25 protein-coding genes are annotated in these 22,745 nt (G+C 60.2%); 8 read left to right on the plus strand and 17 right to left on the minus strand.

The features are described from left to right. Positions 1-3: 3 nt before the first annotated feature. Positions 4-876 (minus strand): hypothetical protein, encoded by an 873-nt coding sequence (locus tag Q0L57_RS07430; protein WP_296740464.1) that lies wholly within the window; start codon positions 874-876, stop codon positions 4-6. Between the two features lie 50 nt (positions 877-926). Here Q0L57_RS07430 and Q0L57_RS07435 point away from each other — a divergent pair, with 50 nt between their 5' ends. Beyond that, entirely contained in the window at positions 927-1,454 is a 528-nt protein-coding gene (locus tag Q0L57_RS07435; RefSeq protein ID WP_296740467.1) for a deaminase, read from the plus strand. Positions 1,455-1,676: 222 nt separating this feature from the next. On the opposite strand, the gene Q0L57_RS07440 is transcribed toward Q0L57_RS07435, so the two are convergent. Together Q0L57_RS07440 and Q0L57_RS07445 are read right to left on the minus strand one after the other, a co-directional pair. Next, the gene (locus Q0L57_RS07440) at positions 1,677-2,423 is read right to left on the minus strand and encodes a GGDEF domain-containing protein (protein WP_296740468.1); all 747 of its coding nucleotides are present in this window, start codon (positions 2,421-2,423) and stop codon (positions 1,677-1,679) included. Positions 2,424-2,541: 118 nt separating this feature from the next. Beyond that, positions 2,542-3,237: a thermonuclease family protein gene (locus tag Q0L57_RS07445; protein WP_296740470.1), complete on the minus strand. Its 696-nt coding sequence runs from the start codon at positions 3,235-3,237 to the stop codon at positions 2,542-2,544. A 163-nt stretch (positions 3,238-3,400) separates the two neighbouring features. Between Q0L57_RS07445 and Q0L57_RS07450 the strand changes: the two genes are divergently transcribed. Then, positions 3,401-3,937, plus strand: a complete 537-nt coding sequence (locus tag Q0L57_RS07450) for a hypothetical protein (RefSeq protein WP_296740472.1) — start codon at positions 3,401-3,403, stop codon at positions 3,935-3,937. 48 nt (positions 3,938-3,985) lie between these two features. Here Q0L57_RS07450 and Q0L57_RS07455 read toward each other — a convergent pair whose 3' ends face one another. The 11 genes from Q0L57_RS07455 to Q0L57_RS07505 all read right to left on the minus strand — a co-directional run bounded on the left by Q0L57_RS07455 (position 3,986) and on the right by Q0L57_RS07505 (position 12,569). Then, positions 3,986-4,558 carry a hypothetical protein gene (locus tag Q0L57_RS07455; RefSeq protein ID WP_296740473.1) on the minus strand — a complete coding sequence of 191 codons (573 nt, stop codon included), beginning with the start codon at positions 4,556-4,558 and terminating at the stop codon, positions 3,986-3,988. Beyond that, positions 4,555-5,139 (minus strand): L,D-transpeptidase, encoded by a 585-nt coding sequence (locus Q0L57_RS07460; protein ID WP_296740475.1) that lies wholly within the window; start codon positions 5,137-5,139, stop codon positions 4,555-4,557. Before Q0L57_RS07460 ends, Q0L57_RS07455 begins: the two co-directional genes overlap by 4 nt. Beyond that, entirely contained in the window at positions 5,126-6,289 is a 1,164-nt protein-coding gene (locus Q0L57_RS07465) for an AAA family ATPase (RefSeq protein WP_296740477.1), read from the minus strand. Before Q0L57_RS07465 ends, Q0L57_RS07460 begins: the two co-directional genes overlap by 14 nt. Continuing rightward, positions 6,286-6,882 carry a TadE/TadG family type IV pilus assembly protein gene (locus Q0L57_RS07470; protein WP_296740480.1) on the minus strand — a complete coding sequence of 199 codons (597 nt, stop codon included), beginning with the start codon at positions 6,880-6,882 and terminating at the stop codon, positions 6,286-6,288. Before Q0L57_RS07470 ends, Q0L57_RS07465 begins: the two co-directional genes overlap by 4 nt. A 41-nt stretch (positions 6,883-6,923) precedes the next feature. Further along, positions 6,924-7,466 carry a TadE/TadG family type IV pilus assembly protein gene (locus tag Q0L57_RS07475; RefSeq protein WP_296740483.1) on the minus strand — a complete coding sequence of 181 codons (543 nt, stop codon included), beginning with the start codon at positions 7,464-7,466 and terminating at the stop codon, positions 6,924-6,926. Between the two features lie 5 nt (positions 7,467-7,471). Then, entirely contained in the window at positions 7,472-9,034 is a 1,563-nt protein-coding gene (locus tag Q0L57_RS07480) for a pilus assembly protein TadG-related protein (RefSeq protein ID WP_296740486.1), read from the minus strand. Between the two features lie 69 nt (positions 9,035-9,103). Next, the gene (locus Q0L57_RS07485; protein WP_296740489.1) at positions 9,104-9,406 is read right to left on the minus strand and encodes a hypothetical protein; all 303 of its coding nucleotides are present in this window, start codon (positions 9,404-9,406) and stop codon (positions 9,104-9,106) included. Then, positions 9,393-10,835, minus strand: a complete 1,443-nt coding sequence (locus tag Q0L57_RS07490; protein WP_296740492.1) for a type II and III secretion system protein family protein — start codon at positions 10,833-10,835, stop codon at positions 9,393-9,395. The genes Q0L57_RS07485 and Q0L57_RS07490 overlap by 14 nt, the downstream gene beginning before the upstream one ends. 53 nt (positions 10,836-10,888) lie before the next feature. Beyond that, positions 10,889-11,926: a Flp pilus assembly protein CpaB gene (gene cpaB, locus Q0L57_RS07495; protein ID WP_296740494.1), complete on the minus strand. Its 1,038-nt coding sequence runs from the start codon at positions 11,924-11,926 to the stop codon at positions 10,889-10,891. 97 nt (positions 11,927-12,023) lie between these two features. After that, a complete protein-coding gene (locus tag Q0L57_RS07500) occupies positions 12,024-12,260 on the minus strand; it encodes a Flp family type IVb pilin (RefSeq protein ID WP_296740495.1) in 237 nt (78 codons plus the stop codon). 72 nt (positions 12,261-12,332) lie between these two features. Next, positions 12,333-12,569, minus strand: a complete 237-nt coding sequence (locus tag Q0L57_RS07505) for a Flp family type IVb pilin (protein WP_296740497.1) — start codon at positions 12,567-12,569, stop codon at positions 12,333-12,335. A gap of 500 nt (positions 12,570-13,069) precedes the next feature. On the opposite strand from Q0L57_RS07505, the gene Q0L57_RS07510 reads away from it, so the two are divergent. The 6 genes from Q0L57_RS07510 to Q0L57_RS07535 all read left to right on the plus strand — a co-directional run bounded on the left by Q0L57_RS07510 (position 13,070) and on the right by Q0L57_RS07535 (position 18,800). Continuing rightward, positions 13,070-14,209: a phosphatase PAP2 family protein gene (locus Q0L57_RS07510; RefSeq protein ID WP_296740499.1), complete on the plus strand. Its 1,140-nt coding sequence runs from the start codon at positions 13,070-13,072 to the stop codon at positions 14,207-14,209. A gap of 114 nt (positions 14,210-14,323) precedes the next feature. Further along, positions 14,324-15,706, plus strand: coding sequence for a CpaF family protein (locus Q0L57_RS07515; protein ID WP_296740520.1), 1,383 nt, complete (start codon positions 14,324-14,326; stop codon positions 15,704-15,706). After that, the gene (locus tag Q0L57_RS07520) at positions 15,706-16,677 is read left to right on the plus strand and encodes a type II secretion system F family protein (RefSeq protein WP_296740501.1); all 972 of its coding nucleotides are present in this window, start codon (positions 15,706-15,708) and stop codon (positions 16,675-16,677) included. Before Q0L57_RS07515 ends, Q0L57_RS07520 begins: the two co-directional genes overlap by 1 nt. After that, positions 16,678-17,646 carry a type II secretion system F family protein gene (locus tag Q0L57_RS07525; RefSeq protein WP_296740503.1) on the plus strand — a complete coding sequence of 323 codons (969 nt, stop codon included), beginning with the start codon at positions 16,678-16,680 and terminating at the stop codon, positions 17,644-17,646. A gap of 55 nt (positions 17,647-17,701) precedes the next feature. Then, on the plus strand, positions 17,702-18,253 hold the full coding sequence (locus Q0L57_RS07530; RefSeq protein WP_296740506.1) for a tetratricopeptide repeat protein: 552 nt from the start codon (positions 17,702-17,704) through the stop codon (positions 18,251-18,253). A 7-nt stretch (positions 18,254-18,260) separates the two neighbouring features. Next, positions 18,261-18,800, plus strand: a complete 540-nt coding sequence (locus Q0L57_RS07535; protein WP_296740508.1) for a prepilin peptidase — start codon at positions 18,261-18,263, stop codon at positions 18,798-18,800. Between the two features lie 11 nt (positions 18,801-18,811). Here the strand turns inward: Q0L57_RS07535 and Q0L57_RS07540 are convergent, their stop codons facing one another. The 3 genes from Q0L57_RS07540 to Q0L57_RS07550 all read right to left on the minus strand — a co-directional run. Continuing rightward, complete coding sequence (locus Q0L57_RS07540) at positions 18,812-19,996, minus strand: ABC transporter substrate-binding protein (RefSeq protein WP_296740510.1); 1,185 nt, start codon at positions 19,994-19,996, stop codon at positions 18,812-18,814. A 146-nt stretch (positions 19,997-20,142) separates the two neighbouring features. After that, a complete protein-coding gene (locus Q0L57_RS07545; RefSeq protein ID WP_296740514.1) occupies positions 20,143-20,511 on the minus strand; it encodes a hypothetical protein in 369 nt (122 codons plus the stop codon). Between the two features lie 243 nt (positions 20,512-20,754). After that, positions 20,755-22,745: type I secretion C-terminal target domain-containing protein (locus tag Q0L57_RS07550; RefSeq protein WP_296740517.1), on the minus strand; the 1,991-nt coding region annotated here is incomplete at its 5' end.

Genomic DNA, 22,745 nt, shown 5'->3' on the forward strand with positions numbered 1-22,745 from the left:
TGATCATTCTGGCTTGTCGTTTTTCTTGGGCATTGGCTGAGAGGGGTCAACCACCTTCGGGATCTGAACGCTAGATCCCTGCGGCGGATTTGAGTTGGCGGTCGACCGTTGGTCCTGTTGCTGGTTCTCTGCGCTTGCAGACGTGTTGGCTCGCCTGAGCAGTTCCAGATCTTGGATTTGCTTCTTCATCGTGTCCAGTTCGGTGGCCAGCCTACTGATTTCCTCCTTGCTCACCTCACTCCTGCCAAAGAGGAATGAAGGTTGCGCGTATGAGGTTATTATCTGAATGGCAGCGAACAGCCCGGCTATGGCTGCAGCCCACCAGAGCCCGCGATTGCGCATACTCTCCACCGCCGTGGCCCCGGCCTTGTCCGCGATCTTTGCAGTATCCAGAAACGTCTGGGGAAAAATCGTCGCCGCCGCCTTTTGGAGGCCACCAAGGTATTGGTTGAGGCTGGGTGCCTTCCTCAGCTTGTCATCTGGAACGCGGTCGTGCTCGAAAAAACTGACGCGGAGAAATGGATCTCCCTCGCTCACTGCATGATCGATCCTGCTGAAGTTGAGAAGCGTCGTCGAAATCGGGCCTGCCCATCCGGGATCAACAATCCCGACCGTAAGTGCCCAGATGCCCCGGCTAGTCAGCGTCGTTTTGTACGTCACGTGCCCGGTCACATCGTTCGGAATGCGAAACAATTCTGCCGAGGTGACCTGGACCATGTGGTTTGGCTTGAGGATGAAAGGACCAGAGACTTTCTTCCCCTCGTGGTCGTAAATGCTCCCCACGGTGAGGTCGAAGCTTGATCCTTGCCGAACTGGGTCGCTGCCCTCCTGGAAAAACCTCTTCGGGTCGAGGTGAGCCGCTGCTAGTAGTGTCATATTTCCCCCCTATGTCTTGGTAAGTGCTTTGCTATCTCACAGGTTCTGTCATGACAATTTCCGATTCTGATCGACAATTCCTAATTCGCTGCGAGGAAGTGAAAGAGCTTAGCCACGATCCGCACAGGAAAGTGGGTGTTGTAGTCGTCGATGGAGAGGGGCGGGCGCTATCCGTCGGAACGAACGCGCCTCCGGCGCAACTCGGCTTGTCGAAGGAAGATAGCCACAGGTCGATCGCCGCCGATCCGGAGTGGAAGTACTTCGTTCTGGAACACGCGGAGCGGAATGCGATCAATGCGGCCCGGGACCGTCGAGTGAACCTGGAAGGCTCCACAATGTACGGGACGCTCTTTCCCTGTGCGGACTGTGCACGGGCAATCGTCGCCGCCGGCATCTCGCGTCTGGTCGTGCCGACGCCTGGGGGTGACTCGGTCCGCGACCTCAAATGGCTAAACCACTATCGGTACGCACTCCAAATACTCGACTTGGCGGGCATCGTCGTGGACACAGCTCCCGCCGAAGCCGAGTTGTCAGTGGAGGGGGGCGAGGGCGTTCGAGAAAAGGCCACTCAGCGATAGCTGATGGCCGAGAGCATTTGTCTCGATCAGTTGGGTGCCGACAGGCTGGATTGTTGACAAGGCCGCTGGGGGTCGGTACATCGCATTAGTACAGAGGCGCAAGAGTGCGTTCGAAAAAGCTATTGTTTTTCAATGGTCTGTGATAGTGCTTTTTGAGTTCAATCCTCTCTCGCAGCACCAGTTCCTTTCACGAACAATCGAGACTGGCCGCAGCGCGGCGGCTCAATTGCGGATGTGCGAAAACTCCAGGCCTGCTTCGTCCTGGCTGTCCGACAGCCTTTCCTCCGCCGAGCGGAACATATCCTCGAAGGCCAGCTCATGCTCGAAGACGATGCCGCCGGCACGAATGACGAGCACGTCCCGGTCGCCCTTCGGCGCGAAATAGATTTCTCCCACCGCGCTTCGAATGCGTTCGCCGATGTCCGTTGCGTCCTGTTTGGTAGCGCCCGGAAGGAAGACGCCGAAGATCGTGCTTCCGACGCGACCGATGAGGTCGTCCCGTCGCACCGAGGCCCTGATGGCGGTGGCGATCAGCCGTAGGGCCTCGTCGCCCCATTCCAGGCCGAAGCGCAGGTTGATCGACGCAAGATGTTCCGCGTGGATGATCAGGAAGGCGCCGGACCGTGGGCCTGCCGGCCGCGCCGCCCGCCGGTCGACCATCGACGTGAACACCGGGCCGTTCAGGCAGCCGGTCACCTTGTCGTAAGTCCCCGACCGGGTGAGCTCGTGCCGGTAGCGGCTGACTTCGAGTTGCTTCCAGCCGAGCAGGCCGAGCAAGGGCAGCCCGATGATGATGGGCAGAAGCGTGGCCGTGGCGGCGCCGCGGCCGAACGGCGTCAGAGCGTCGCTGAACAGAAGCAGGTAGTTCAGCCCGAGCGAGAGGGCCATGCAGGCGGCGGTGCCCAGCAGGGGCAGCCAGACAAGGTTTTTCCATGTCTGAGCCGGCGCGGTCTGCGGTTTGATTGTCACGGCCAGTCTCCGGTTGGACGCCTAGGTTTAAGGCGCCGTCATGCAAATTCGGTTTCAACCGAGCCAACAATTTGAAGGAAATCAGCGGCTTCATCTATGGCGGGATCGCGCCGGCCCGCTATTGCGGCGGGCCGAAAATGCCCATGCCCGCGGCTCTCGCCGTCACCTCCGCCTTGCCGTAGATGCCGAAGGGTGACGCCAGTGCCCAGCCATTGGAGACGAGCCAGGCGCCGACATCCTGTTTGCCGAGCGTGCATGGCGCGGCGATCGCGAAGCGGTCGAAGTCTGGCGGCAGGGAACATTTGAGCGCGCGACCACGCAGCCAGCCATTGAAGGCGGCGCGGGCGCGCTGGCCGCAGGGCCAGACGGCATCGCCGAAAGAGCAGGTCTTACTGGGATCAATATCGATGGTGCCGCTGATGACGACCGCGCGCCCCATCGATTCGAAGACCGCCGACGAGGTTGCGACGGGACGGAAAAGCAGCGCCTCATGCCAGTCTTGCGGCATCAGCGTCTTGGGCGGCAATGCGAGCCCGAGTTCGCTGAGCGGGCGTCTGGGCTCGACGCGCTCGATCCCGGATGCGTCGAGCGGCGGTGGTGCGATGAGATCCTCGGCGATTTTGCGCGCCGGCTGCCCTGGCCGCATGTCTTGGGCGTGAAGGCCTCGGACACGCTGCGTATTCTCCTGGTTCTGGGACGGCGACTGCGAAGGAGCTTCGGTTGGCAGCCACTGCCTGGACGCCACAATCAAGAACGCTCCCGCAACCAGCCCGAGGCCGCCGAGGGCACTGGCAAGCCGGCCGGTCGGTTTCACTCTGCCCCCCGTTGGCCTCGCCAAACGCTGCCGCAGGCTCTCGATCGCTTCGACGGAACATACATTAGCCACTGGCGACATTGCTTGAAAAGCAAGACGTTGCGTTAAGTCTCGTTCAACCAATGCCGTCTACATTCAGCCTATCGGACGTCGAGGGGATGACATGACGCGCAAGCCGATACTGCTTTTTGCCTTCCCGGCCCTCATGCTGCTCCTGCTCTTGGCGGAGCGGATGGCGACATTCCTGCTTGGCGCCTTTCCGGCGAGCCCCGCAATGTGGCATGTCTGGATTGAGCTGCGGCCTTTCTCGACGATGTTCTGGCAGCAGGTGGATTTCTATCTCGGCGGCTCGATGGCGCTCGACGCAGCCATTATCCTTGTCGCCTCGGCCGTCTGCTGGATGGCCTGCCGGTCGAAACGGTCCGCCGGCTTCTTCCTTGCCAATCACGCTGCCTTGCTTTTCGCCGGCTTGATGATCGCAGCCGGCAGCCATTCGGAGACGGCGAGCACGATCGCATCGTTCACCGCGCCGCGCGGTTTTCAGTTCTCGCTGATAATGGACTTCAGCGCGAAGAATTGCCTGGTTCTTTGCCTTGGCCTTGCCGCCTGCGCCTACTGCCACGTTTCCTTCCTGCGTGACGCAAGACAGCGCGCCGAGGCTCGCGCGGTCCACATTCTGGCTCTGCAGCGCGACCTCTAGGCGCAACGCGCTCCAGCTGAAGCCGTTTCGCCGCCGCCATGCGCGATATCAGTTGATCTTCTTATAGTAGACCTTGCCGTCGGACTGCTCGATGCGCTGGTAGGACGGATTTGGGCCGGGAGGCGCGGCTTTCCTTTTGAACGGACGCGGCACGTCGGCGCCTTGTGGGTCGGAACCGCTGTCAGCAACCGATGCTTCCGCCACCGTCGTGGTTGCGAGCGCCGCCGGTTCCGGCGTGCGAGGCGCCTCGCTGTCCGCGGCGGCGGTAGCTGCGCCGCCCTGCTGCTGCAGCCGGGCAAAGTTGCCGTTGATCTGGCCGAAGCTCGCCTGCAATTGCCGGTCCAGCGTCTCGAATCGGCTCTGGAAACCATTGTTGACGGTGTCGATCTTGGCGCCGATCCGCTGCTCGAACTGGCCGAGCTGTTCGAGCCGAACCTCCATCGTCCGAAGGTCGTTGACGCCGCGGTAGAGATAGATGGCGGCGGTCACGTTGATGGCGGTGAGCAGCATCGCGCCAGCGGCGACGACGCCGATTATCTTCGCCCGGCTCGGTTTGCCGGGGGCGGCCTCGCGCTCGCCAAGCTCGATTGCCGGAACGTCCGGTTCGCGGATCATCGTCATTCAACCACCACCTTTGCGCCCACTGCGACGCGCTTGAAAAGATCGATTACGTCTGTGTTCGTCAGACGGAAGCAGCCCGATGTGCCATCGAAACCGACACCCTTGGGATCGTTGGTGCCGTGGATGCGATAGAGCGTGTCACGGCCTTCACGCGACAGATAGAGCGCCCTGGCGCCGAGCGGATTGTAGGGACCGGCCGGCACCATCGCGGGCAATTCGGGCTGGCGCGCACGCATCTCCTTCGGCGGGCGCCATTCCGGCCATTCCGTCTTGGCGGAGACCTTGACGGTCCCGGTCCAGCCGAACCCGTCGCGGCCGACGCTGATCTGGTAGCGCAGCGCCTGGCCCTGGCCAGTCACCAGATAGAGCGCCTTCTCCTGTTTGCGGATGATGATCGTCCCGGGCTGCTCGGCGGTCTGGAAGGCGACCGCCTTGCGCAGGCTGGGACCCATCGCCGGCAGCGGCGGGCGGTCGGCCAGTCCTGACGCTGCAGCGACAAGATCGCTGGCCGATGCCAGCGCGATGCCGGCTAGGCATGCGCCGGCGAGGCGGGTCGCGATGCGGCGTCTAGCGCTGGGCATTGTCCAGCCGCTCCTTGAACATGCGCTTCAGGTCCTTGTTGAATCGCGCCCGACCGTCCACTTCCGAGGGAAGGATGGCGCGGTTCAGCGCGTCGGCCAGAAGTGCGTTGTCGAGCGCCAACGACTTGATGTGCGGCGCCTTGAAGATCTTCTCCAGCTCGCTGCGCGAGAAGTGGTTGCCGAACCACTTGCGCTTGTGCTTGTTGGCAACTAGGGTGATGTTGACCTTGTTGCCGCGCAGTTCGCGGATTTTCTTGTAGAGCCGCTTGCCTTGCCTCAGCGATGCAACGTTGAGCTCGAAGACGATGAAGATCTCGTCGCTGGTGCGCAGCACCGATTCGTGCCACGGCGTCTCGATATTGGGCAGGTCGATGACGATATCGTCGAAGCGATAGGCGACGAGATCGAGCAGCTTGAAGACGAAATCCGAACCATGCGGCTCGAACGGCAATTGCGGCCGCTCGAACGAATAGAGCGTGAGGCCGGACGGCCGCGACAGCTTGATCACGTCCATCAATTCGACATCGAGCCGTTCAGGCTGGCTTATGATACCCGTGAGGTCGAACTGGTTGAACTGATTGAGATAGGCGCCGCAGTTGGCGCTTTGGAAATCGAGATCGACCAGGCAGGTCGAAGCCGCGCGCTCGGCTGACTTCGAGGCAAGATGCTCAGCCGCCGAGATCGCCAGCGTCGTGGCGCCCGCGCCGCCGCTGGCGGCAATGAAGGTGACGATGCGGCTCTTGGTGCCGTGGCTGCCGGTGTCGTGGAAGGTGACCGCGTTGAGCAGTTCCTTCGGGTCGAGTGGCTTGTGCAGCCAGTCCGACGCGTTCATGCGCACCAGCACGCGCGTCTGCTCCGACGTCAACTCGCCCGAAACCGCGATCAGCGGCACCTGTGCCCAGGCGGAGCGTGCCTCGACAACGGCCGGATTGCCGAGCAGTTCGCCGTTGCCGAGATCGAGGATGATGATGCCGGGACGCGCGTCGGCGGGCGGCCCGTTCAGGAACTCAACCGCCTCCGAAACCTTGACGTCGTAGATCGCCAGCGCGTCGAGCCTGGTCGTCACATCACGTCTGAAATTCGGATCTGACGAAAACAGCGCCACCTGCTTGCGCTTAGTGGGGAGGACCCTGGTATCGATGGCGTTCATGGTGACGTGCTCTTTAAATCTTCGCCCGTGACCGTGCTCAGCATGGAGGGCATGTTGAAATTGCCGAATCCGAGCAGCCCGCCCAGGAAGAAGAACTGGAAATTGACGTTCTGCAGGCTGACTGTGATCGTCGGCACCGGGCCACCCAATCTTGTCTGGTAGCCAAGACCGGTCGCTGTATAGGTCACCACGACATTGCTGCGTTGCAGGCCCGGAAAGAAGTGACACATGCCTGGCCTCTGATTGGTTCCGAGGGAAGGACAGACGTCGTCATTGGTATTTGCGGTATCTCCGCGAAAAATTCGGCTGAAGGCGGCCGCGCTGAAGGCGCCGCTATTGGTGCATGAGCCCGTGGTTCCAGTGTAGCTGCAGACAAACGGCCCATAGGCGCCGGCTACCACGGGCGCGCCCGGCGTCGTTGTGGGGGCGGCCGTCGTCAGCGCCGAAGCAACCGGATCGGAGATCGAGGCCATCCGTGCGCCGATCTGGACCGCTTTGGTCGCCGCGTTCCATTGATAAAAGGCATAGCCAAAATCGACGAAGCCCAGGGTGAGCGTGAGCAGCAACGTCATCGCAATGGCCATTTCGACCATTGTTGCCCCGTCCTCCGATCTTACGAACCGCTTCAGCATCATCAAAACCGGAACAACCGCTCCTGATGGCTGGAGGAAAGCGTGACGGTGGTGATGTTGAACAGCGATAATAGTCCGACACTGTCGAGGCTGCTGTAGGCGTAGGTGCCCGTCGCCGTCACGATGCAGACCTGCGAAGTCGTGGAGAGATAGAGTACTGTGCCAGTATTGGGATCCACCGCGCTTTTGCAGGTATTGGGATCTGCGATCGTGATCGTCACCCCGGCCGTCGTCCAGCCTGTGACGCGTGCCGATCCGGTGCCCGCGACGTTGCCGAACACCGCGATGTTGGTGGCGAGGCTGGCACAGTCGATCGCGCTCAGTCCGGCGTCGGTGTAGAGCTTGCTATTGCAGCGCGCGGCAAAACGCGCGCCGTCGGACAGGCCGGCTTCCATCAAAAGCTTGTCATGGATGAGGTTGCCGAATTCGAATACGCCCGCCGACAAGAACAGGATCAGCGGGACGACCAGGCTCATCTCGACAAGCACCGTGCCGCGCCTGTCAGCCCTAAATCGTCCGACGATACGGGACAGCAGCTTCACCATTGCCGTCACCGGTAAAGCTGCGCTTCGTCGCGCAAGAAATTGTCGAGCGTTCCGTTGCCACTCCGTCCGGTTATATCGACAAGTTCGACAAAGACGGAGCCACCGTTGTTAGCACCCGACACAGGCTGGGTTATGAAGAAACTAGCAAAGGCTTCGACGGGCAGATTCGTGCTGTTACCGCTCAGATTGTTCCCCGCGGCTTGGAGCGCGTTGCAGTCGAGGATCGCGCCATAGAGCAGCCGGCGGTCGACCGTGGTGACCGGTGGCTGGCAACTGCTGGGCGGCGTTCCTACCTCGCCGCCGTTCGAAGCGTGGTTTACGATACTCTTCGAAATTTCGTACTGATAGACGCTATAGCGGGTCGGCAGGTTTGTATTGCTGGCTGGGTTGACGCCGTCTGCCCCCACGGGCTTGGCGACGCTCACCGGGTTCGACGTGGTGTTGAAATTGGTGCTCCAATAAGTGTTAAAATCCCAGTTTCCATCGCCCATTCGCCCGCCCATGTAAGGCGTGGTTGCATCATTGGGCAGGCCCATGTTGCCTGTGCCGTTGAATGTCAGCTTGTTGTAGGCGGGACACTGGTTCCCGTTGCCGCTTGCCGACGCTCCCTTTCGAACGTTGGCCGCAGGCCCATAGACAGGGCTGTTGAATGCATTGCCATTGGCCTTTATGCCAAAACGCACGTTGAACGCATCCTGCACCGGACCATTGTTTTGGCCGGTCTTGGTGTTTACGCCCTGCGCCGAATAGCACCCTAGTGGCGTCGACGTCGCGATCGTCTCGGCCAGCGCTTGGGCGCCGTTGCCGACACCGGACGGCGGCTGCAGGAAGCCGAAATTGCCTGGGCCATACGAGGCGTTGTTTCCCACCGTTCGCAGTTCGATCAACCGGCGGTGGACGGCCGGATCGGTCACTGCCTGCTCCAGGGTTGCGCCGCCGGCCGTATTGGTGCCGTTCACCATCTCGTACGGATTGCAGATAAACACAGGCGTGTAATTGCACACTCCAGAAACATAGCCGGCCACTGACACCGCGCTCAGATTGTAGCTGGTATCGGCCGCTTTGCCGGACGAAGAGAAGGATACCGGAAACATCGCGCTGAACGTCTCAGGCGCTGCCGTCACCTGGATGAACCGGGTTACAGTCGCTGACGCTGCATAGTTGGACGAGGTGATTGGATCGGAATCGTTGGTGGGTAAGCTTGCAAGGAAGCACCAGGAGACTTGTCCCTTGGACCGGCATGCTGAGTATGTTGGATTGACGGTGGCGGTTCCATTGCCGGTGGTCAGCGACGTGAAGCCGGCGTTGGAGAACATAGTGTTGTTGGTAACGAGGTTGGTCAGCGCGTTCTCGGCTCGGGTCCAGGAGTCGGATCTGCCATTCAATTCGGCGGCCGCGGCGAGCGCCAAAGCGTCGACGCCTTTTTGCAGATCATTGTCCAGATTGTTCATGCGGCTCATGTCGATCGCCAGAAGGGACAAGCCAACAATCGCTGGCAGCATCACGCTGACGAGAATCAGCGCTATTCCATTCTGATCGCGCCAGAACCGGCGTATGGTCCCCAACATGACCCTACTCTCTCTGTTCTTGCTGCGCCGGCCCTCGTCGCCTGACGCGTCCTTCTCCGCATCCTTCGATCAGTTCGTTGTGCCCGCTGGCGCCGACGGGCTAGCGTTGGCCGTCATGTTTGTCGTCGGCGCGGACGTTGTCGGCGGCAGCTTGTATTTCTGAACGATGGCGACTGAACGTGCGCCGTCGCCTTCGATCTTGGTGTTGTTGGAAGCCGGGTTGTACGGATCGACCGTCTGCAGCAGCTGGTTGGCCTTCTGCGAGTCGCCCGACGCCAGGGTCATCGTGTCATAGTGATTCAGATAGTCCGCCGCGCAGCCCGCAAGCAGACCGGAAGACAGGAGGACGAGAAGGAGCTTATTTCTTGACATAGAGCAGCTTGTCCTTCGATTTCACGTCCAGCATGTGCCCGTAGGGACCGGTGACGCCGTCGCCCAACTCATACTTGCGGATCATGTCCTTGCTGACTTCGAGCTGGCCGAGCAGTATAAGTTCCGGATCGTTGGCCGGCTTCGTCTTGTCGAACGGCGTCGCCAGTTCCTCGCCCGGCTTCACCGGCCGCACAATATGCGGCGTCACGATGACGACCAGTTCGGTCTCTTTCTTCTGCGTACTCGAATTCCTGAATAGCGCGCCGACGATCGGCACCTGGCCAAGCCACGGCACCTGGTTCTGCAGCCGTGTATTCTTGCTTTGGAGCAGTCCGCCAACTGCGAAGCTCTGGCCGTCACGCAGGTCGACCACGGTTGCAAGCTTGCGGCTGGTGAAGATTGGATCGCCGGCGGGCGTGAAGTCGGTCACGTCGCTGACTTCTGGCGCCAGCTTCATGTGGATCTTGCCGTCGTCCAAAACCACCGGCGTAAAGTTCAGGGCCACGCCGAATTGCTTGTAATCGATTTGGACCTGACCCAAAGCGCCGACAGTGCGGATAGGGACTTCGCCACCAGCGTTGAAGCTGGCAGTCTCGCCTGAAACCGTCGTGAGATTGGGCTCGGCTAGCGTGCGCACCACTCCCTTGGCCTCAAGTGCCTCGATAATCATATCGATTTTGATGTTGCTGTTGAGGACTTGAGTAATCATCGCTCCGAACGGACTGCTTTTGGACAGCAGCCCGGACACCAAGCCGCCGGTACCCAGCTCCTCACCGTTTTTGTCGACTGTTGCGATGCCAGTTCCGAAAATCGGCTGACCGTTGCGATTTGTGCCCTGGAACGAAACACCGAGATCGCGGCCGGCATTGCGACTTGCCTCGAGGATGCGAACCGAAAGATTGACCTGCTGACTGTCATCGATCGTGACGGCATTGATGATGGCGTCAGGGCCGTATTGCTGCGTCACCTCGACGATCTGTGCCAATGTCGCGGCATCCTTGACATGGCCGCTCAGCCGAACCTTGCCATTGATGGATCCGATCTCGATGCGAGCTTTCGGCGCGACCTGGCGGATCGCGGCGGCCATGTCGCCGACATCCTGTCCGACCTCGATCTGAATAGCGCCCAGCGAGCGCTTGTCGTCAGAAAACAGGTTTACGGTGGTTGTGCCGACCGCCTTACCAATAATGTACAGCGACTTGTCGGTCATCGGCTGGGCATCGGCGATCTTCTCATCACCGACGACGATATCGCCGAGGGTCGCGTTCACCTGGATCGTGACCGATTGGGAGACCGGTACGAAAACGCGGTGGATCGACGGATTCGACACATCGACAAAGCGGTCTGCCGCCAGGGCCGAATGGCCGCCCGCCGCCAACACCACAAAGGATAGCGCAGCCGCCGCCATCCTTAACAAAGACACCCTCATCCTCGTCTCCCACTGCTGCCTGATCGGCAGCCCCTCGTTTGCCGCTCGCTTTTCTAGCGTTGGCGCGGCACGTCGTAAGTTTCGAGCTTCACGCCGCGAAAGACCCCTATTGTAGCCCTGGCCGGTGGCTCCGGCTGCACATATTTTACCACTTCCTTTATAACTTCTTGCTGTTGTGGTGCGGGCGCCACAGCGGGCTGCGGCTTCACCTTGCTCAACTGGTCGATCTGGGTGCCGACCCTCTCAACCGCCTGCGCCAAGCCATCTATCTTTGCGTTGGCCTGCTTGCGATCCGCCGCGGCAGCGGCTTCGGCGGCCTTCTGCCTGTCGAGCTCCGCCTGTTTTCTGGCGACATCCTCCGGGGTGTCCCCGGTCAGGTCCGCCAGTGTCACGCGCTCTGTCGATTCACCCTGGTTGCCAGCCGCCTGCCGCAACGCGAGGGACAATTGTCCGGCTCCGGCCGCAAGCGTCAGCTTCTGGGCATCCTTGGTGTTGACCTCGACAGTTACGGCTTTCACAACCGTCGGGCTATCCTTGCTCTCGTCGGCTACCTGGTCGACGGCAAGCACCTTGACGCTTTGCAACAGGACGTCGACGAAGCTTTTCTCGTTGCCGCTATCCAGGGCCGTGCGCGTCAGGAGTATGTCCACCCGGTCGCCCGGAAACACGAAACCGGCGACGCCGAGGACGTCGTTGACGCGGATCGAAACGGCCTTCATGCCTTCGCCGAGCACGGCCGAAAGCGTGGCGCGCTGCCCGGCGCCGGTGATCTTGCTGGCAAGGACGGGCTCATTGGCGCTGATCGTCTGTAGGGCCTGGCGCGTGCCGTTGCCGGCTAGCGCGTCCTTGGTCGTCTTGAAAGCCCCGGCTGGAATCGCGCCCGCCGGCCAGGCGATTTCACGCAATTTGTCTTCCGTCAGCGTGTCGCCGAATTTGAGAGGAACGGCGGCAACCACGACGGTGTCACGCGGAAGATCGTTGCCTCGTGCGAGCGCGCTGCGTTGGTTGGCGAGCCAGAAATTGGCGAGCACGACAGCCAGTACGCCGAATACGCAGGCGAGGATGATCATGATGATTGTGTTAGCGCGCATAAGCCTAAACCCCAAAAAAAGGCCCTTGGTGATCGGCAGCGTCAGCCCTGATGCGGCCGATATTGGGCCCGGACCTGAGGTCCGGGCCCAACAAGTATCAGGTACCAGTGCCGGCGCCGGCGTTGCAGGTGCCAGTGCCTCCACCCGTAAGGTAACCCTTGCCGTCTAGAATGCTGCAAAGGCCTGTAAAACGACCACTGACCCAGCCGCCGATCGCAACAATCGCCAGGATTGCCGCACCGGCGATAATGCCGATCAGGATAGAATACTCGACCATGGCGGCGCCGCTTTCGTCGTTGCGAAACTGCCGAGCCATAGTCATGAGCTTGTTCATGTCCGTCGCTCCTGAGGATGAACCAAACCGGGCCCAAATCAAACAACTCGGGCCCGGCAAGGAACTGATTGATCAGGTACCGGTGCCAGCTGATGCAACGCAGGTGCCAGTACCGCCGCCGGCAAGCACGCCCTTGCCGTTCAGGATGCTGCAAAGGCCCGTAAAGCGCCCGCTCACCCAGCCGCCGATGGCAACGATAGCCAGGATGGCTGCGCCAGCGATGATGCCGATCAGAATGGAATATTCGACCATAGCAGCGCCGTTATCGTCGTCGCGGAACTGCCGGGCCATCGTCATGAGCTTCTTCATGCCAATTTCTCCCTTTGGAGGTTTGAACCCGACGAGACAGAGCCAAGGATGAACCCCATACCCAAGCATCCCCCCGTCGAGTTCAATCCTAGGTCGCGTGAAAAAGCGAAGTCAAACGGATTAACAATCCTTTAACCTTCCAATACATGAAAATTTGTAATCCCTTCTTCGACAAGAGCTTGATTCGTTTCGTTTTTCAAGCCTTCTTAACCATTCGTTCACAATTCCAGCGCGCCTTAGGATGCGAAAACAATAAATTAGAAATCATACATAACCCTTTATATGCAGCGATTTACGTGCTATGTAGGGCTATGTCGATGGGGAGCGGTTGGGCATGCCGACCCGTTGGGTTTTGCGGAAATAAGTAAAACGATTTTCTGAAATTCGATTTTTTAACTATGTTGCAAGTAATACACGTTTTGCCCCGCCCCGTCGCTTGTGCCCGTCGTGGTTAACGCTTAGTTTCGGCTCTGGGAATTGGCGGGGAATAGCGTGTTGTGATGAGCCGGCTAGAGCGCGGGCGGTTAGGGAGTGGGGAGCAGGCATGCCTGCCGCGCTCTGCGCACAATGTACCGTTCGAATTGCCGGCCAAACCGACGGGGCGCCGGATACGCGAATGGGCTGGGAACGGGCTGGCGGATTTTGCAAGCGGCTGGCTAGTTGCGTTTATGTCGGGTTTGCTCGTAGCAATTGCGGTCGTTGACTTGGTCTGGTTGCCGTTCTCGACTGTGAATCCGAACGAGACTCTTTTGATTGGGACGGCAATCGCAAACGCGCCCTGGGCTCTACTTTGGGTGGTTCTCGGCGCGATGCGCCTTCAACTTCGCAAAACGCCTCTCCGTCATCGAGACATACTCAGTGAAGTTGTTGCAAGGATGCAGGCGCTAATCATGGCGTATGTGTTCATAACTATGTTTTCGATAGGACTGCTGCTCATTACCTATTTGGCGACCGCGACGAGCCGCCCGTTGTTGGATAGCTATCTGGCGGCAGGTGACGCTACGTTGGGGTTTGACTGGATTGCCTTCGTAAGATTGCTCAACAGTCATCCAACGGTCGCCTACTGGCTTTCGGTCGCTTATGGCAGCTTGTACATGCAGGTATTGGTGCTGCCGGCTATTCTGGTGTTGACTGCCCGATCAGCCCGGTTGGAGGAATTTACAGCGCAGTTTGGGCTCGCTGGCTTCTTAACGTGCCTGATAATGATTGTAGTGCCTGCTGCTGGCACCTTTGACTTCTATCACCCGGCGCCGGATCTTTTGAGTTCGTTCGGTCCTGGAGCCTCGACCCGACATCTTGAACAACTTCATCAGTTGCGGATGCTGAAGCCGTTCCTGATCGAACATCCAGAAGGCCTCGTGACCTTCCCGTCCTTCCACACCGCCCTGGCAGTAATCTTTGCATATTCCATGCGCGGTATCAGATATATCGCGCTTCCCGTCTACGCTCTCAATGCAATGTTGATCCTCGCGACGCTTCCGCAAGGCGGTCATTATCTGGTCGACGTTGTCGCGGGATTGGCGGTGGCCGCGATGTCGATCAAATCTGTCAGCTGGATTGCCCGGATCCGGATGCCGCGGCAGGTGCGTTCCGAGAACGATCAATCTTCACAACGATTGGTTGAGTTCGGAAGGGGATGAAAATGACCATGTCTCACTATGGAAAAGGGTTTCGATGCAGTACGGTGGATTACCGCCGATCTGCAGCGGCCGCGGATTATGATTTCCGTTCAGGCGGATTGGGGGCTTGAGCAAATGCTGGGACGCTTCATCAAAGGGCCGAGCGAACAGAAAGCTCTGCAGCCGGCTGCTGTCGTGTCATCGCACGGATCGGCAGGCGCTGCCGTGGCGCAGGCCCAGTCGGAGGCCGACGATTTCCTCACGCTCAAGGTCGATCTACACCGCCACCTCATCGATCGCTTCAACCTCACGGCCCTGGAAAACGCGTCGAAGGACGAGATACTCAATGAGATCCGACCGATCGTGCGCGAATTCGTGCGCGCCCAGAATGTGCCGTTGAACGCACGTGAGTTGGATCAACTGACCAGCGACACCGCGGACGAGATGCTCGGACTCGGCCCGATCGAACCTCTCCTGAAAGACGATTCAATCGCTGACATCCTGATCAATACACACAACCATGTCTTCATCGAACGCCGCGGCATGCTCGAGGAAACCTCGATCCGTTTCCGGGACGAGGCGCATCTGCTGCGGGTGGTCAACAAGATCGTCTCCAACATCGGTCGGCGTGTCGATGAGTCCTCCCCGATGGTCGATGCTCGCCTGGACGACGGTTCGCGCGTCAACATCGCGGTGCGGCCGATCTCGGTCGACGGTCCGCTCGTCTCCATTCGCAAATTCTCCAGGAATCCCTACTCGCTTGAACGATTGATGGCTTTCAATTCGATCCGTCAGCCGATGATCGATTTGCTGCGGATTGCGGTCCAGGCTCGCAAATCGATCCTGGTTTCTGGAGGTACCGGCAGCGGCAAGACCACGCTGCTGAATGCCTTGTCGAGCTACATTCCAGCCAGGGAGCGCCTGATCACCATCGAGGATGCTGCGGAACTGCAACTGCAGCAGCCGCACGTTGGGCGGCTAGAGACTCGGCCTCCCAACGTCGAGGGCAAAGGGGAAGTCCGACAGCGCGAACTGGTCAAGAACGCGCTTCGCATGCGCCCGGATCGCATCATCGTCGGCGAGGTACGTGGCGAAGAAGCTTTCGACATGCTGCAGGCCATGAACACGGGCCATGAAGGTTCGATGACGACCATCCACGCCAATACGCCGCGCGATGCGCTTTCCCGTCTGGAGCAGATGGTCGGCATGGCAGGCATGCCGATGACGCAGGAATCCATCCGCGCGCAGATTGCCTCGGCTATAGATATCATCGTGCAGACCCAGCGCCTCGCTGATGGCGGCCGCCGGGTCATCTCCATCTCGGAACTGACCGGCATGGAAGGCAACGTCGTTCAGTTGCAGGAGCTCTACCACTTCGTTCGCCGTGACGTAGCAGCGGACGGCCAGATCGTCGGCGAGTTTCGCGCCACGGGCATTCGCCCGCGTTTTGCCCAGGAAGCAGCGACGCTCGGCCTTCATTTCGGCAAGGACGCCTTCAATCCGCAGGTTCCGCTCTGATGTTCAGCAGCGAGACGCTTCTCTATTTCGTCTATGTGCTGGCCGCGGCGTCCGTCATCCTCGCGGCCGAGGCGCTCTATGTCACCTATGTCAAAGGCCGCGCACGCGCCGGCACAATAAACCGGCGGCTAAAGCGACTGGCGGACGAGGTGCCCGCCGAGCAGGCCCTACAAGGGCTGCTGCGCGAACGCGGGCTGACCAGTTCCGGCGACTACTTGTTCGGCGCCGTTACGCTGAACAGGCTCTACACTCAATCTGGCGTTACCGGGAATCCGCTTACATTTGTTGCGATCTTCATTTTGGCAGGGCTGATTGTGGCTCTGCTCCTTGTCCTGCTGGCGGCAGCGTCAGCTGCAACCGCCTTCATCGCTTTCCTGGTCGTGGCCTTTGTTTTCCCATTGTTGTATCTCCGCAGGGCCCGCAACAAACGGATTTTGAGGTTCGCCAGGCAATTGCCCGATGCGCTGGACATGATCGTGCGTTCGCTGCGGGCCGGCCATCCGATTTCGGTTGCGGTTGGCCTCGTGGCCCGCGAAATGCCTGATCCGCTTGGCACCGAGTTCGGCATCGTCGCCGACGAGGTCACCTTCGGGCTGAGCATGGAACAGGCGGCGCGAAAGCTGTCGGAGCGCGTCGGCTTTGAAGGCCTGCACCTTCTTTCAGTCTCTTTGTCCATTCAATCGAAGACGGGAGGCAATCTCACCGAGATCCTCGCCAACTTGTCCAAGGTCTTGCGCGAGCGGCAAAAACTCAGGTTGAAAATCAGGGCACTTTCCGCCGAAGGTCGATTCTCGGCGTGGGTCATCTCGCTGTTCCCGATCGTCATGTTTGGGATCCTTGCACTGGTTGCTCCGAGCTACTACGGGGCCGTCTGGGGCAACCCTCTCATCTTCCCGGTCTTCACCATCTTTGGCGTTTGGGCTCTGCTCGGCGACTTCATCATGTATCGCATGGTCAACTTCGATTTCTGAATGGGGCCCGACATCGACCTCCTATCCAACATCCTCAGTTCCGAGCTTCTCGTCTCGATTTTTGTGTTCGGGGCGGCGGTAGCGCTTTTTCTGGTCGGCGGCTTCGTGTTGCTGCCGGCCTTCCAGACACGCCGGCTGGTGGCGGAGAGCTTGATGTCGGAGGGTATCGCCAACCGGCGTTCCCTCGCAGCACAGCAGCAACTCGTCAAAATCTCGGCGCAGCGGCCCGTGGAAGCGTATTTCCGCGCGCTGGAGAAAGAGCGCGGCGAGCCAAACGCGCTTGAGGCGAGATTGTTTCGGGCTGGTTTTCACAACGCCAACGCCCCGGCCCTTTACACCCTATCGAGAATTGCGGCCGTCGCCATCGGGTTCCTCGGATGCTACGCCGGATTGGCCGCTATCTTGCCGGCGCAAATACCGGGATTCGTGTCGTTGGTCGGCGCGTCATTGTTCGGGTTGGCTTGCCTGGTCATTCCGAGCATCGCACTCGACCGTTTCGAAAACGCCCAGAAGAAGATTTATCGCCGCGGTTTCCCTGATTTCATGGATATGATGATCACCTGCGCCGATGCAGGCATGAGCCTGGAGGCAGCAGTCGAACGGGTCAGCCAGGAGATGGCCGGCACGCACAAATGGCTGGGCATCCAACTGTCGATCATGAATTTGCAATTGCGCGCGGGCAAACCTCTGCGTGACGCATTGCGCGAACTTGCGGACCGTATCGGCCTGGAGGAAGCGCGGGCCTTAGCGGTGCTGTTTCGGCAATCCGAAGAGCTTGGGACCAGTCTGACCGAAGCCCTGCGGGTTTACAGTGATGAAATGCGGACTCAAAGAATCCTGCAGGCGGAGGAGCGCGCCAACGTGCTTCCCGTCAAAATGATGATTCCGCTGGGCATATGCATCTTTCCGGTGGTGCTTATGATTGTGCTTCTGCCGGTTGTCATTCGCATGAGGGGCATTTTCTTCTAAGCATCCATATGCTTATTTGCTAAAATATGAGTCGGAGGGCTCCTTGGAGCAGGGGATGAAAAGACGGGTATGCCTTGCCGCAGCTGGTGTGCTGCTGGCTCTGGTCGCTGGCTGCCAGACCAAGGGGATGGATCCAGCCGATGGCGTGGTTCGTACCAACGAGCCGGCCCAAGGCGACTTCACGGCCTTCGGCGATGCCTTTAAAGGGCTGAAAACGGTCAGCGACGTAGACTATTACGCCTCCGACCAGGCGGTCACCGAGGCCAAGACGCAGTTTCGCTCCGAGAACTACGGCAATGCCGGTGCATTGTTCTACAAGGCGACGCGATTGGCTCCCGATGACGGCGTTGCCTGGCTGGGGCTGGCGGCGTCCTGCGACCGCATCAGGCGCTTCGACTTGTCGGATCGCGCCTATGCCCGCGCATACCGGCTGCTCGGCGCCACTCCGGAATACTACAACAATGTTGGCTATTCCTATTTGCTGCGCGGCAAGCTGCCGGAAGCACGCACAAACTTCCTCAAGGCGTATGAACTGGCGCCGAAGGATCCGACGGTCAACAACAACCTGAAGCTCCTGGCTTCCAGCGTCGAGAACATAGAGCGATAGTTTTAGAATGTTGCTCTATGCTTCACTCGTGCTCAAGGCGCTGGCCATCCCTCTGCTGGCTAGGATAGCTTGGCTGGACTTTTCCACGCAAAGGATTTCCAACCGCGACGTTCTTTTACTGCTCTGCATGGGGCTTGGCTCGCTGCAACTCTTTGCTGTTCAGGCAGGATCGTGGTGGGACATGGGCCTCAGCGCGCTCGGCGGCGTCTTGCTGTTCGTTGCGCTCTTTCCATTCTGGGTCCTGCGGAAGGTTGGCGCCGGTGACGTGAAACTGATGGCTGCCATACCATTTCTGATCGGCGGAGATGGTCTCGTAGTCTTCACTGTCTTTCTGCTGGTTTTCGCGGTTGCTGTGGTCGCGCTCATCAAAAACCCGTTCATGCTGCCGGCAGGCGCATTTAGGCTCTATGTGCAACACATGGACCGCAAGGGCGTTGTGCCATTCGGCGTGCCGATAGCAGCGGCGGCGATTTGCGCCATAGGATTCCAGATTTACGTGGCCGTGAGGGTTGCGACCAGTTCCGGCATTCTGGAGCACCTCAACTGAGCTTGCTCGCTCTAAAACCCCGAAGTCTGCTTCTGCACCAGCTTTAGCTGGCCCTTTTCCACCTTGAAGAACGGCATCGACCTCTGGCTTGAGCCGTCGGCGCGGAAGCGGAACAGGCCTGTCGAGCCGCGGAAGCCGCTGGCATTCTCCAGCACCTGCTTGCTGAAGCCTTCCGGGCCGGCCGAACTCGCGATGCCCGCCGCCAGCGCCACCATGTCGTAGGCGTAGGCGACATCGAGGTCGGGCTGGTAATTGTAGGTCGCCTTGAAGCGGTCGGCGATCGGCCCGGTCTCGCTCTGGTCCAGCGTCGCGATATAGGCGCCCTCATAGAGCGGATCCATCGGCCGCTCCAGCCAGCGATGGGTGCCGATCAGCGTCACGGCCTTGCCCGGAATGCCTTTCGCCTTCAGCGCGGCCAGCACGGGTGTCGGGCTGCCGTCACCGCTGGCTACGATCACGGCGTTGGGCGCATCCACCAGCGAGCCCATGTCGGACACCGCCTTGTCGCCGTCTGCTGTCGCATAGGGGAGCGTCACGGCAAGTGTCGCGCCATAGATGCTGAGCGCGTTGGCGACCCTGGATTCGATTGCGCTGGTGTCCGTACCGGCCGGCGCCAACAGCACGAACTTCTTCGCACCCTTGCTGGCGACGGCGGCCGCTCCGGCGGCCGCGCTGTCGGCTTCGCTGAGGCGCACCGAATAGACGCTGGGGCCGCCTGTGAAATTGTCGGCCAGCGCCAGAACTGGCGGCCGCTTCGAGCCCGACAGCTTGGCAAGATGCTGCGCGGCGGGAAGCTCGGCCGGCCCGATGATGGCCTGCGCGCCGCCCGACGTGATCGCCTTCACCGCGAGATCCTTGGCGTAGCCGCTGTCGCCGCGCGTGTCCTGGATAGTCAGGGTTAGCAGCTTGTCACCGAGATCGCCCATGGCAAGTCGCGCCGCATCGTTCATCTTCCTGCCGGTTTCCCCGGCACTCCCAGGAGCCGACATCGGCAGCAGCATGGTAATCTTCGTTGGTCCGGTACCGAGCGTCAGGTTGGCCTGCGCTCGGCCGGGGGCCGTGGCGGCGGCGACGGATTGCTGCACTGGCGTGGCCGGGCTGGCCGGCTGGCTCGCCGGCCCGGCGATTGCTGAGGGGTCGAGAACGTCGGAGGCGCTGCTCTTCGACTGGCAGCCGGATATGGCCGCCACAAGCACGAGCGTGATCGGCCACCCCCGGGTCCATGGGCGTTTCCGGAAACGGCCTTGCTGTCTGCCACCGGCATCCGCCGGCGCCGGGGCAGGTGCTCCCGTCGAGGTTTCCAGGACAATCATTGCCGTCAGCCGGCGTGCTCGCCGTCAGCTCAGTGCATGTATTCGACCATGCGGTCGTGGAAGCACTCGCACTTGTTGAGGTAGTCCTCGTCCTTGTAGTTCGTCTTCAGGTAGCCATAGGCCTTGCCGCAGGCGACCTTGGCTTCGGATGCCCAGACGAAGGCGGGGCGCGACGAGTTGATCCATTCCGGGCTGTTGGCGACGGCGACGGATTCATTCATCAGCTTCACCACCTTGTCCTTGAGCTCGACCATGTTGTTGGTCAGCACCAGGTCCGACGTGCCGACGGCCCGGCAATAGTTCACCGCCGGTTCGCCGATGATGTCGGCGGCGAAGCCCGTCGATCCGGCCAGGAAGAATGCCGTGGCCGAGGCCAGAAGTTTTGCGCTACACTTCATGTAAGTCCCCCTAGATATTGCCAATTCAAGCTTCGCTAATGCATAGCACGGGAGCACCGTCGCGTACTGTGCCCCTTAAGCCACAGTCACTGTCGTAAACTGCTCGTATCCGCCCGAATTGCCTGCTCCGCCGTCTTCTTCGAACGGTCAAGGAACAGGGCAGCTGCCACCTCCTCAAATCGGGCTTCGCCAAAAGGGTATCAGCATTCCCTCGGCGAAGCCGATTGATCGAACCCGTGTACCTTACGGCACGGGCACGCTCGCTGCGTGATGGGCGTCGTCATACACAATGTTGAGTGTGTGGGAGATGCCCGAATAGGCCGTCAGGGTAGCCACTTCGACAGTCGAACCGCCATGGGTGACGTTAATGTGGATATTTGTCCCGTCATTGGTCGCACTAAGGCTGCCGAGTGCATCCGTCGAGGTCTGGTTGCCGCCGAAAACGGCATCCAGGACTTTGCTCAAATCGACAGTGTCACCCTCACTGGAGTGATAGTCGGTGATAAGGTCGTGGATGCTGCCATGGCTGGTCCAGGTGGCTGCATTGACAACGAAGGTGTCCGCGCCCGCACCGCCCGTCATCGTGCTCTGGCCCGTGCCGGCGATCAGGACGTTGTTGTTGGCATCGCCAACCAGAACGTCGCCATCATGCGAGGAGCCGATCAGGTTCTCTACTCCCGTCAACGTGTCGCCACTCGCTGCTCCGCCGTAAACGTGCGTCAAGAGATTGACCTGGACGGAAGCTGACGCGTTGGAGAAGTCCACCGTGTCGCTGGTTCCGCCCCCCGTGAACGTGTCGTGCCCGCTCGCGCTTGCTACGAAAACGTCGTTCGTGCCCGACAGCTGGTATCCGGAGCCGGTGTGGGTACCGACGAGGGATACCGAGAGACTGTTGCCGTACGACGCCGTGTCGCCGTCACCGTCGGTGATGGTAGGAGCGAAAGTCAGCGTCGTGTCGGCCACCGTCACTTTCTCGTTGTAGCTGATGGATGTGAGGCCAACCGAGGTCCCGGTATTTACGACGTCCATCTCCGAGAAACCGCCATACGTCGCAACAAAGGTATTGAATGCTGCCAAGTTATTGGCGCCAGTGCCGGTCCAGTGGGCCGCATCGACAATGAATGTCGAGGCATTCCCCGTCACCGTCTCGGTCAAATAGTGTGTATGCGTGGAATCCCAGATATAAATCTGGAAGCTGTCGGTTGTGGCCGGCGAATAGACGCCGAACGATGCGTAAGTTTGCGCTGTGCCGAACTTGAAACCAACAACCTCGCCATTGTCGAAATTGGCATTGTTCACGCCAAAGCTGTGATTGTTTGAATTCACATATCCCAGTGTGAATGCACCGGTTGCCGCTATATAATTGGTGCCGCCCTGGACCAGGACGTCATAGCCGGCCGGCGGGGTGCCGCTGCCGATGCTGGAGGTTGTCCCATTGACTTCAGCCCAGCTGCTATGACCAGCCGAGATACTCGTCAGATCAGTGGTTGCCGAGACTTGCAACTGGTTCGATGCAAGATGGAAATCGTATGTGCCGTCCGCCGCCATCGTGAGCGTGAAGAATTGATTACTGGCCAGTCCCGTCTGCGCGCCGGCCAGCGTCTGATACGCGAACATTTCCGAGCTGTGGGTTGTCGCGTCGTAATGCGTATACTCGTAGAATGTGTAGGCCGACCCCGTGGTCGGGGTCACCGTAACCTTGATGATTTGCTCGCCCGTGAGGCTGGTGCCAACATTGTTGGTTAGCGTGTAGGTCTCGCCAGCGGGTGCGGTCCCCATGGCAATTCCGATCGCGGTCGTCGCGCTGGGGCCATCCGCGCCGAAGACAGGCTGCCATGTGCCGTGGGCGTCGGTATTGCTCACGTTTGGCATCACGGCGCTTTGAACAGAGAGGATCTGGGGCACGTCGTCGATCACGTTGATCGACAGGTTGCCCGATGCGGTCTGTCCGTCCAGGTCCGTCACGACGACCGCGAAGCTCGGAGTGGCTTCGACGTTCGCACCAGAGGTATGGGTCGGGTCGAGATAGTCGGTGGTCAGCGTATAGGTGTAGTGGATGGTTCCGGTGCCCGTCGCGCTGTCATAGGTGTAATACGCGCTCACCTGGCCGTCCGACGCCGGGCCGGCCGTGAACACCGTCGGGCTGGCCGCATTGCTCGAAATCGGATTGCCACCCAGCGTCACCGAGCCCACCCCGTCCTGCGAGGTGAACGAGATCGTGCCGCTCGTCACGT

This window comes from Mesorhizobium sp. (assembly GCF_024509055.1).
In the GTDB taxonomy this organism is placed as follows: domain Bacteria; phylum Pseudomonadota; class Alphaproteobacteria; order Rhizobiales; family Rhizobiaceae; genus Mesorhizobium.

Excerpts from the sequence above, each read along its gene's own strand:
- Q0L57_RS07500 (WP_296740495.1), bottom strand. The coding sequence starts at position 12,260 with ATGAACAAGCTCATGACTATGGCTCGGCAGTTTCGCAACGACGAAAGC.
- Q0L57_RS07525 (WP_296740503.1), top strand. The coding sequence starts at position 16,678 with ATGGGGCCCGACATCGACCTCCTATCCAACATCCTCAGTTCCGAGCTT.
- Q0L57_RS07505 (WP_296740497.1), bottom strand. The coding sequence starts at position 12,569 with ATGAAGAAGCTCATGACGATGGCCCGGCAGTTCCGCGACGACGATAAC.
- Q0L57_RS07455 (WP_296740473.1), bottom strand. The coding sequence starts at position 4,558 with ATGACGATGATCCGCGAACCGGACGTTCCGGCAATCGAGCTTGGCGAG.
- Q0L57_RS07535 (WP_296740508.1), top strand. The coding sequence starts at position 18,261 with ATGTTGCTCTATGCTTCACTCGTGCTCAAGGCGCTGGCCATCCCTCTG.
- Q0L57_RS07520 (WP_296740501.1), top strand. The coding sequence starts at position 15,706 with ATGTTCAGCAGCGAGACGCTTCTCTATTTCGTCTATGTGCTGGCCGCG.
- cpaB (WP_296740494.1), bottom strand. The coding sequence starts at position 11,926 with ATGCGCGCTAACACAATCATCATGATCATCCTCGCCTGCGTATTCGGC.
- Q0L57_RS07470 (WP_296740480.1), bottom strand. The coding sequence starts at position 6,882 with ATGGTCGAAATGGCCATTGCGATGACGTTGCTGCTCACGCTCACCCTG.
- Q0L57_RS07510 (WP_296740499.1), top strand. The coding sequence starts at position 13,070 with ATGAGCCGGCTAGAGCGCGGGCGGTTAGGGAGTGGGGAGCAGGCATGC.
- Q0L57_RS07450 (WP_296740472.1), top strand. The coding sequence starts at position 3,401 with ATGACGCGCAAGCCGATACTGCTTTTTGCCTTCCCGGCCCTCATGCTG.
- Q0L57_RS07475 (WP_296740483.1), bottom strand. The coding sequence starts at position 7,466 with ATGGTGAAGCTGCTGTCCCGTATCGTCGGACGATTTAGGGCTGACAGG.
- Q0L57_RS07530 (WP_296740506.1), top strand. The coding sequence starts at position 17,702 with ATGAAAAGACGGGTATGCCTTGCCGCAGCTGGTGTGCTGCTGGCTCTG.
- Q0L57_RS07490 (WP_296740492.1), bottom strand. The coding sequence starts at position 10,835 with ATGAGGGTGTCTTTGTTAAGGATGGCGGCGGCTGCGCTATCCTTTGTG.
- Q0L57_RS07435 (WP_296740467.1), top strand. The coding sequence starts at position 927 with ATGACAATTTCCGATTCTGATCGACAATTCCTAATTCGCTGCGAGGAA.
- Q0L57_RS07545 (WP_296740514.1), bottom strand. The coding sequence starts at position 20,511 with ATGAAGTGTAGCGCAAAACTTCTGGCCTCGGCCACGGCATTCTTCCTG.
- Q0L57_RS07460 (WP_296740475.1), bottom strand. The coding sequence starts at position 5,139 with ATGCCCAGCGCTAGACGCCGCATCGCGACCCGCCTCGCCGGCGCATGC.
- Q0L57_RS07465 (WP_296740477.1), bottom strand. The coding sequence starts at position 6,289 with ATGAACGCCATCGATACCAGGGTCCTCCCCACTAAGCGCAAGCAGGTG.
- Q0L57_RS07485 (WP_296740489.1), bottom strand. The coding sequence starts at position 9,406 with ATGTCAAGAAATAAGCTCCTTCTCGTCCTCCTGTCTTCCGGTCTGCTT.
- Q0L57_RS07430 (WP_296740464.1), bottom strand. The coding sequence starts at position 876 with ATGACACTACTAGCAGCGGCTCACCTCGACCCGAAGAGGTTTTTCCAG.
- Q0L57_RS07515 (WP_296740520.1), top strand. The coding sequence starts at position 14,324 with ATGCTGGGACGCTTCATCAAAGGGCCGAGCGAACAGAAAGCTCTGCAG.
- Q0L57_RS07480 (WP_296740486.1), bottom strand. The coding sequence starts at position 9,034 with ATGTTGGGGACCATACGCCGGTTCTGGCGCGATCAGAATGGAATAGCG.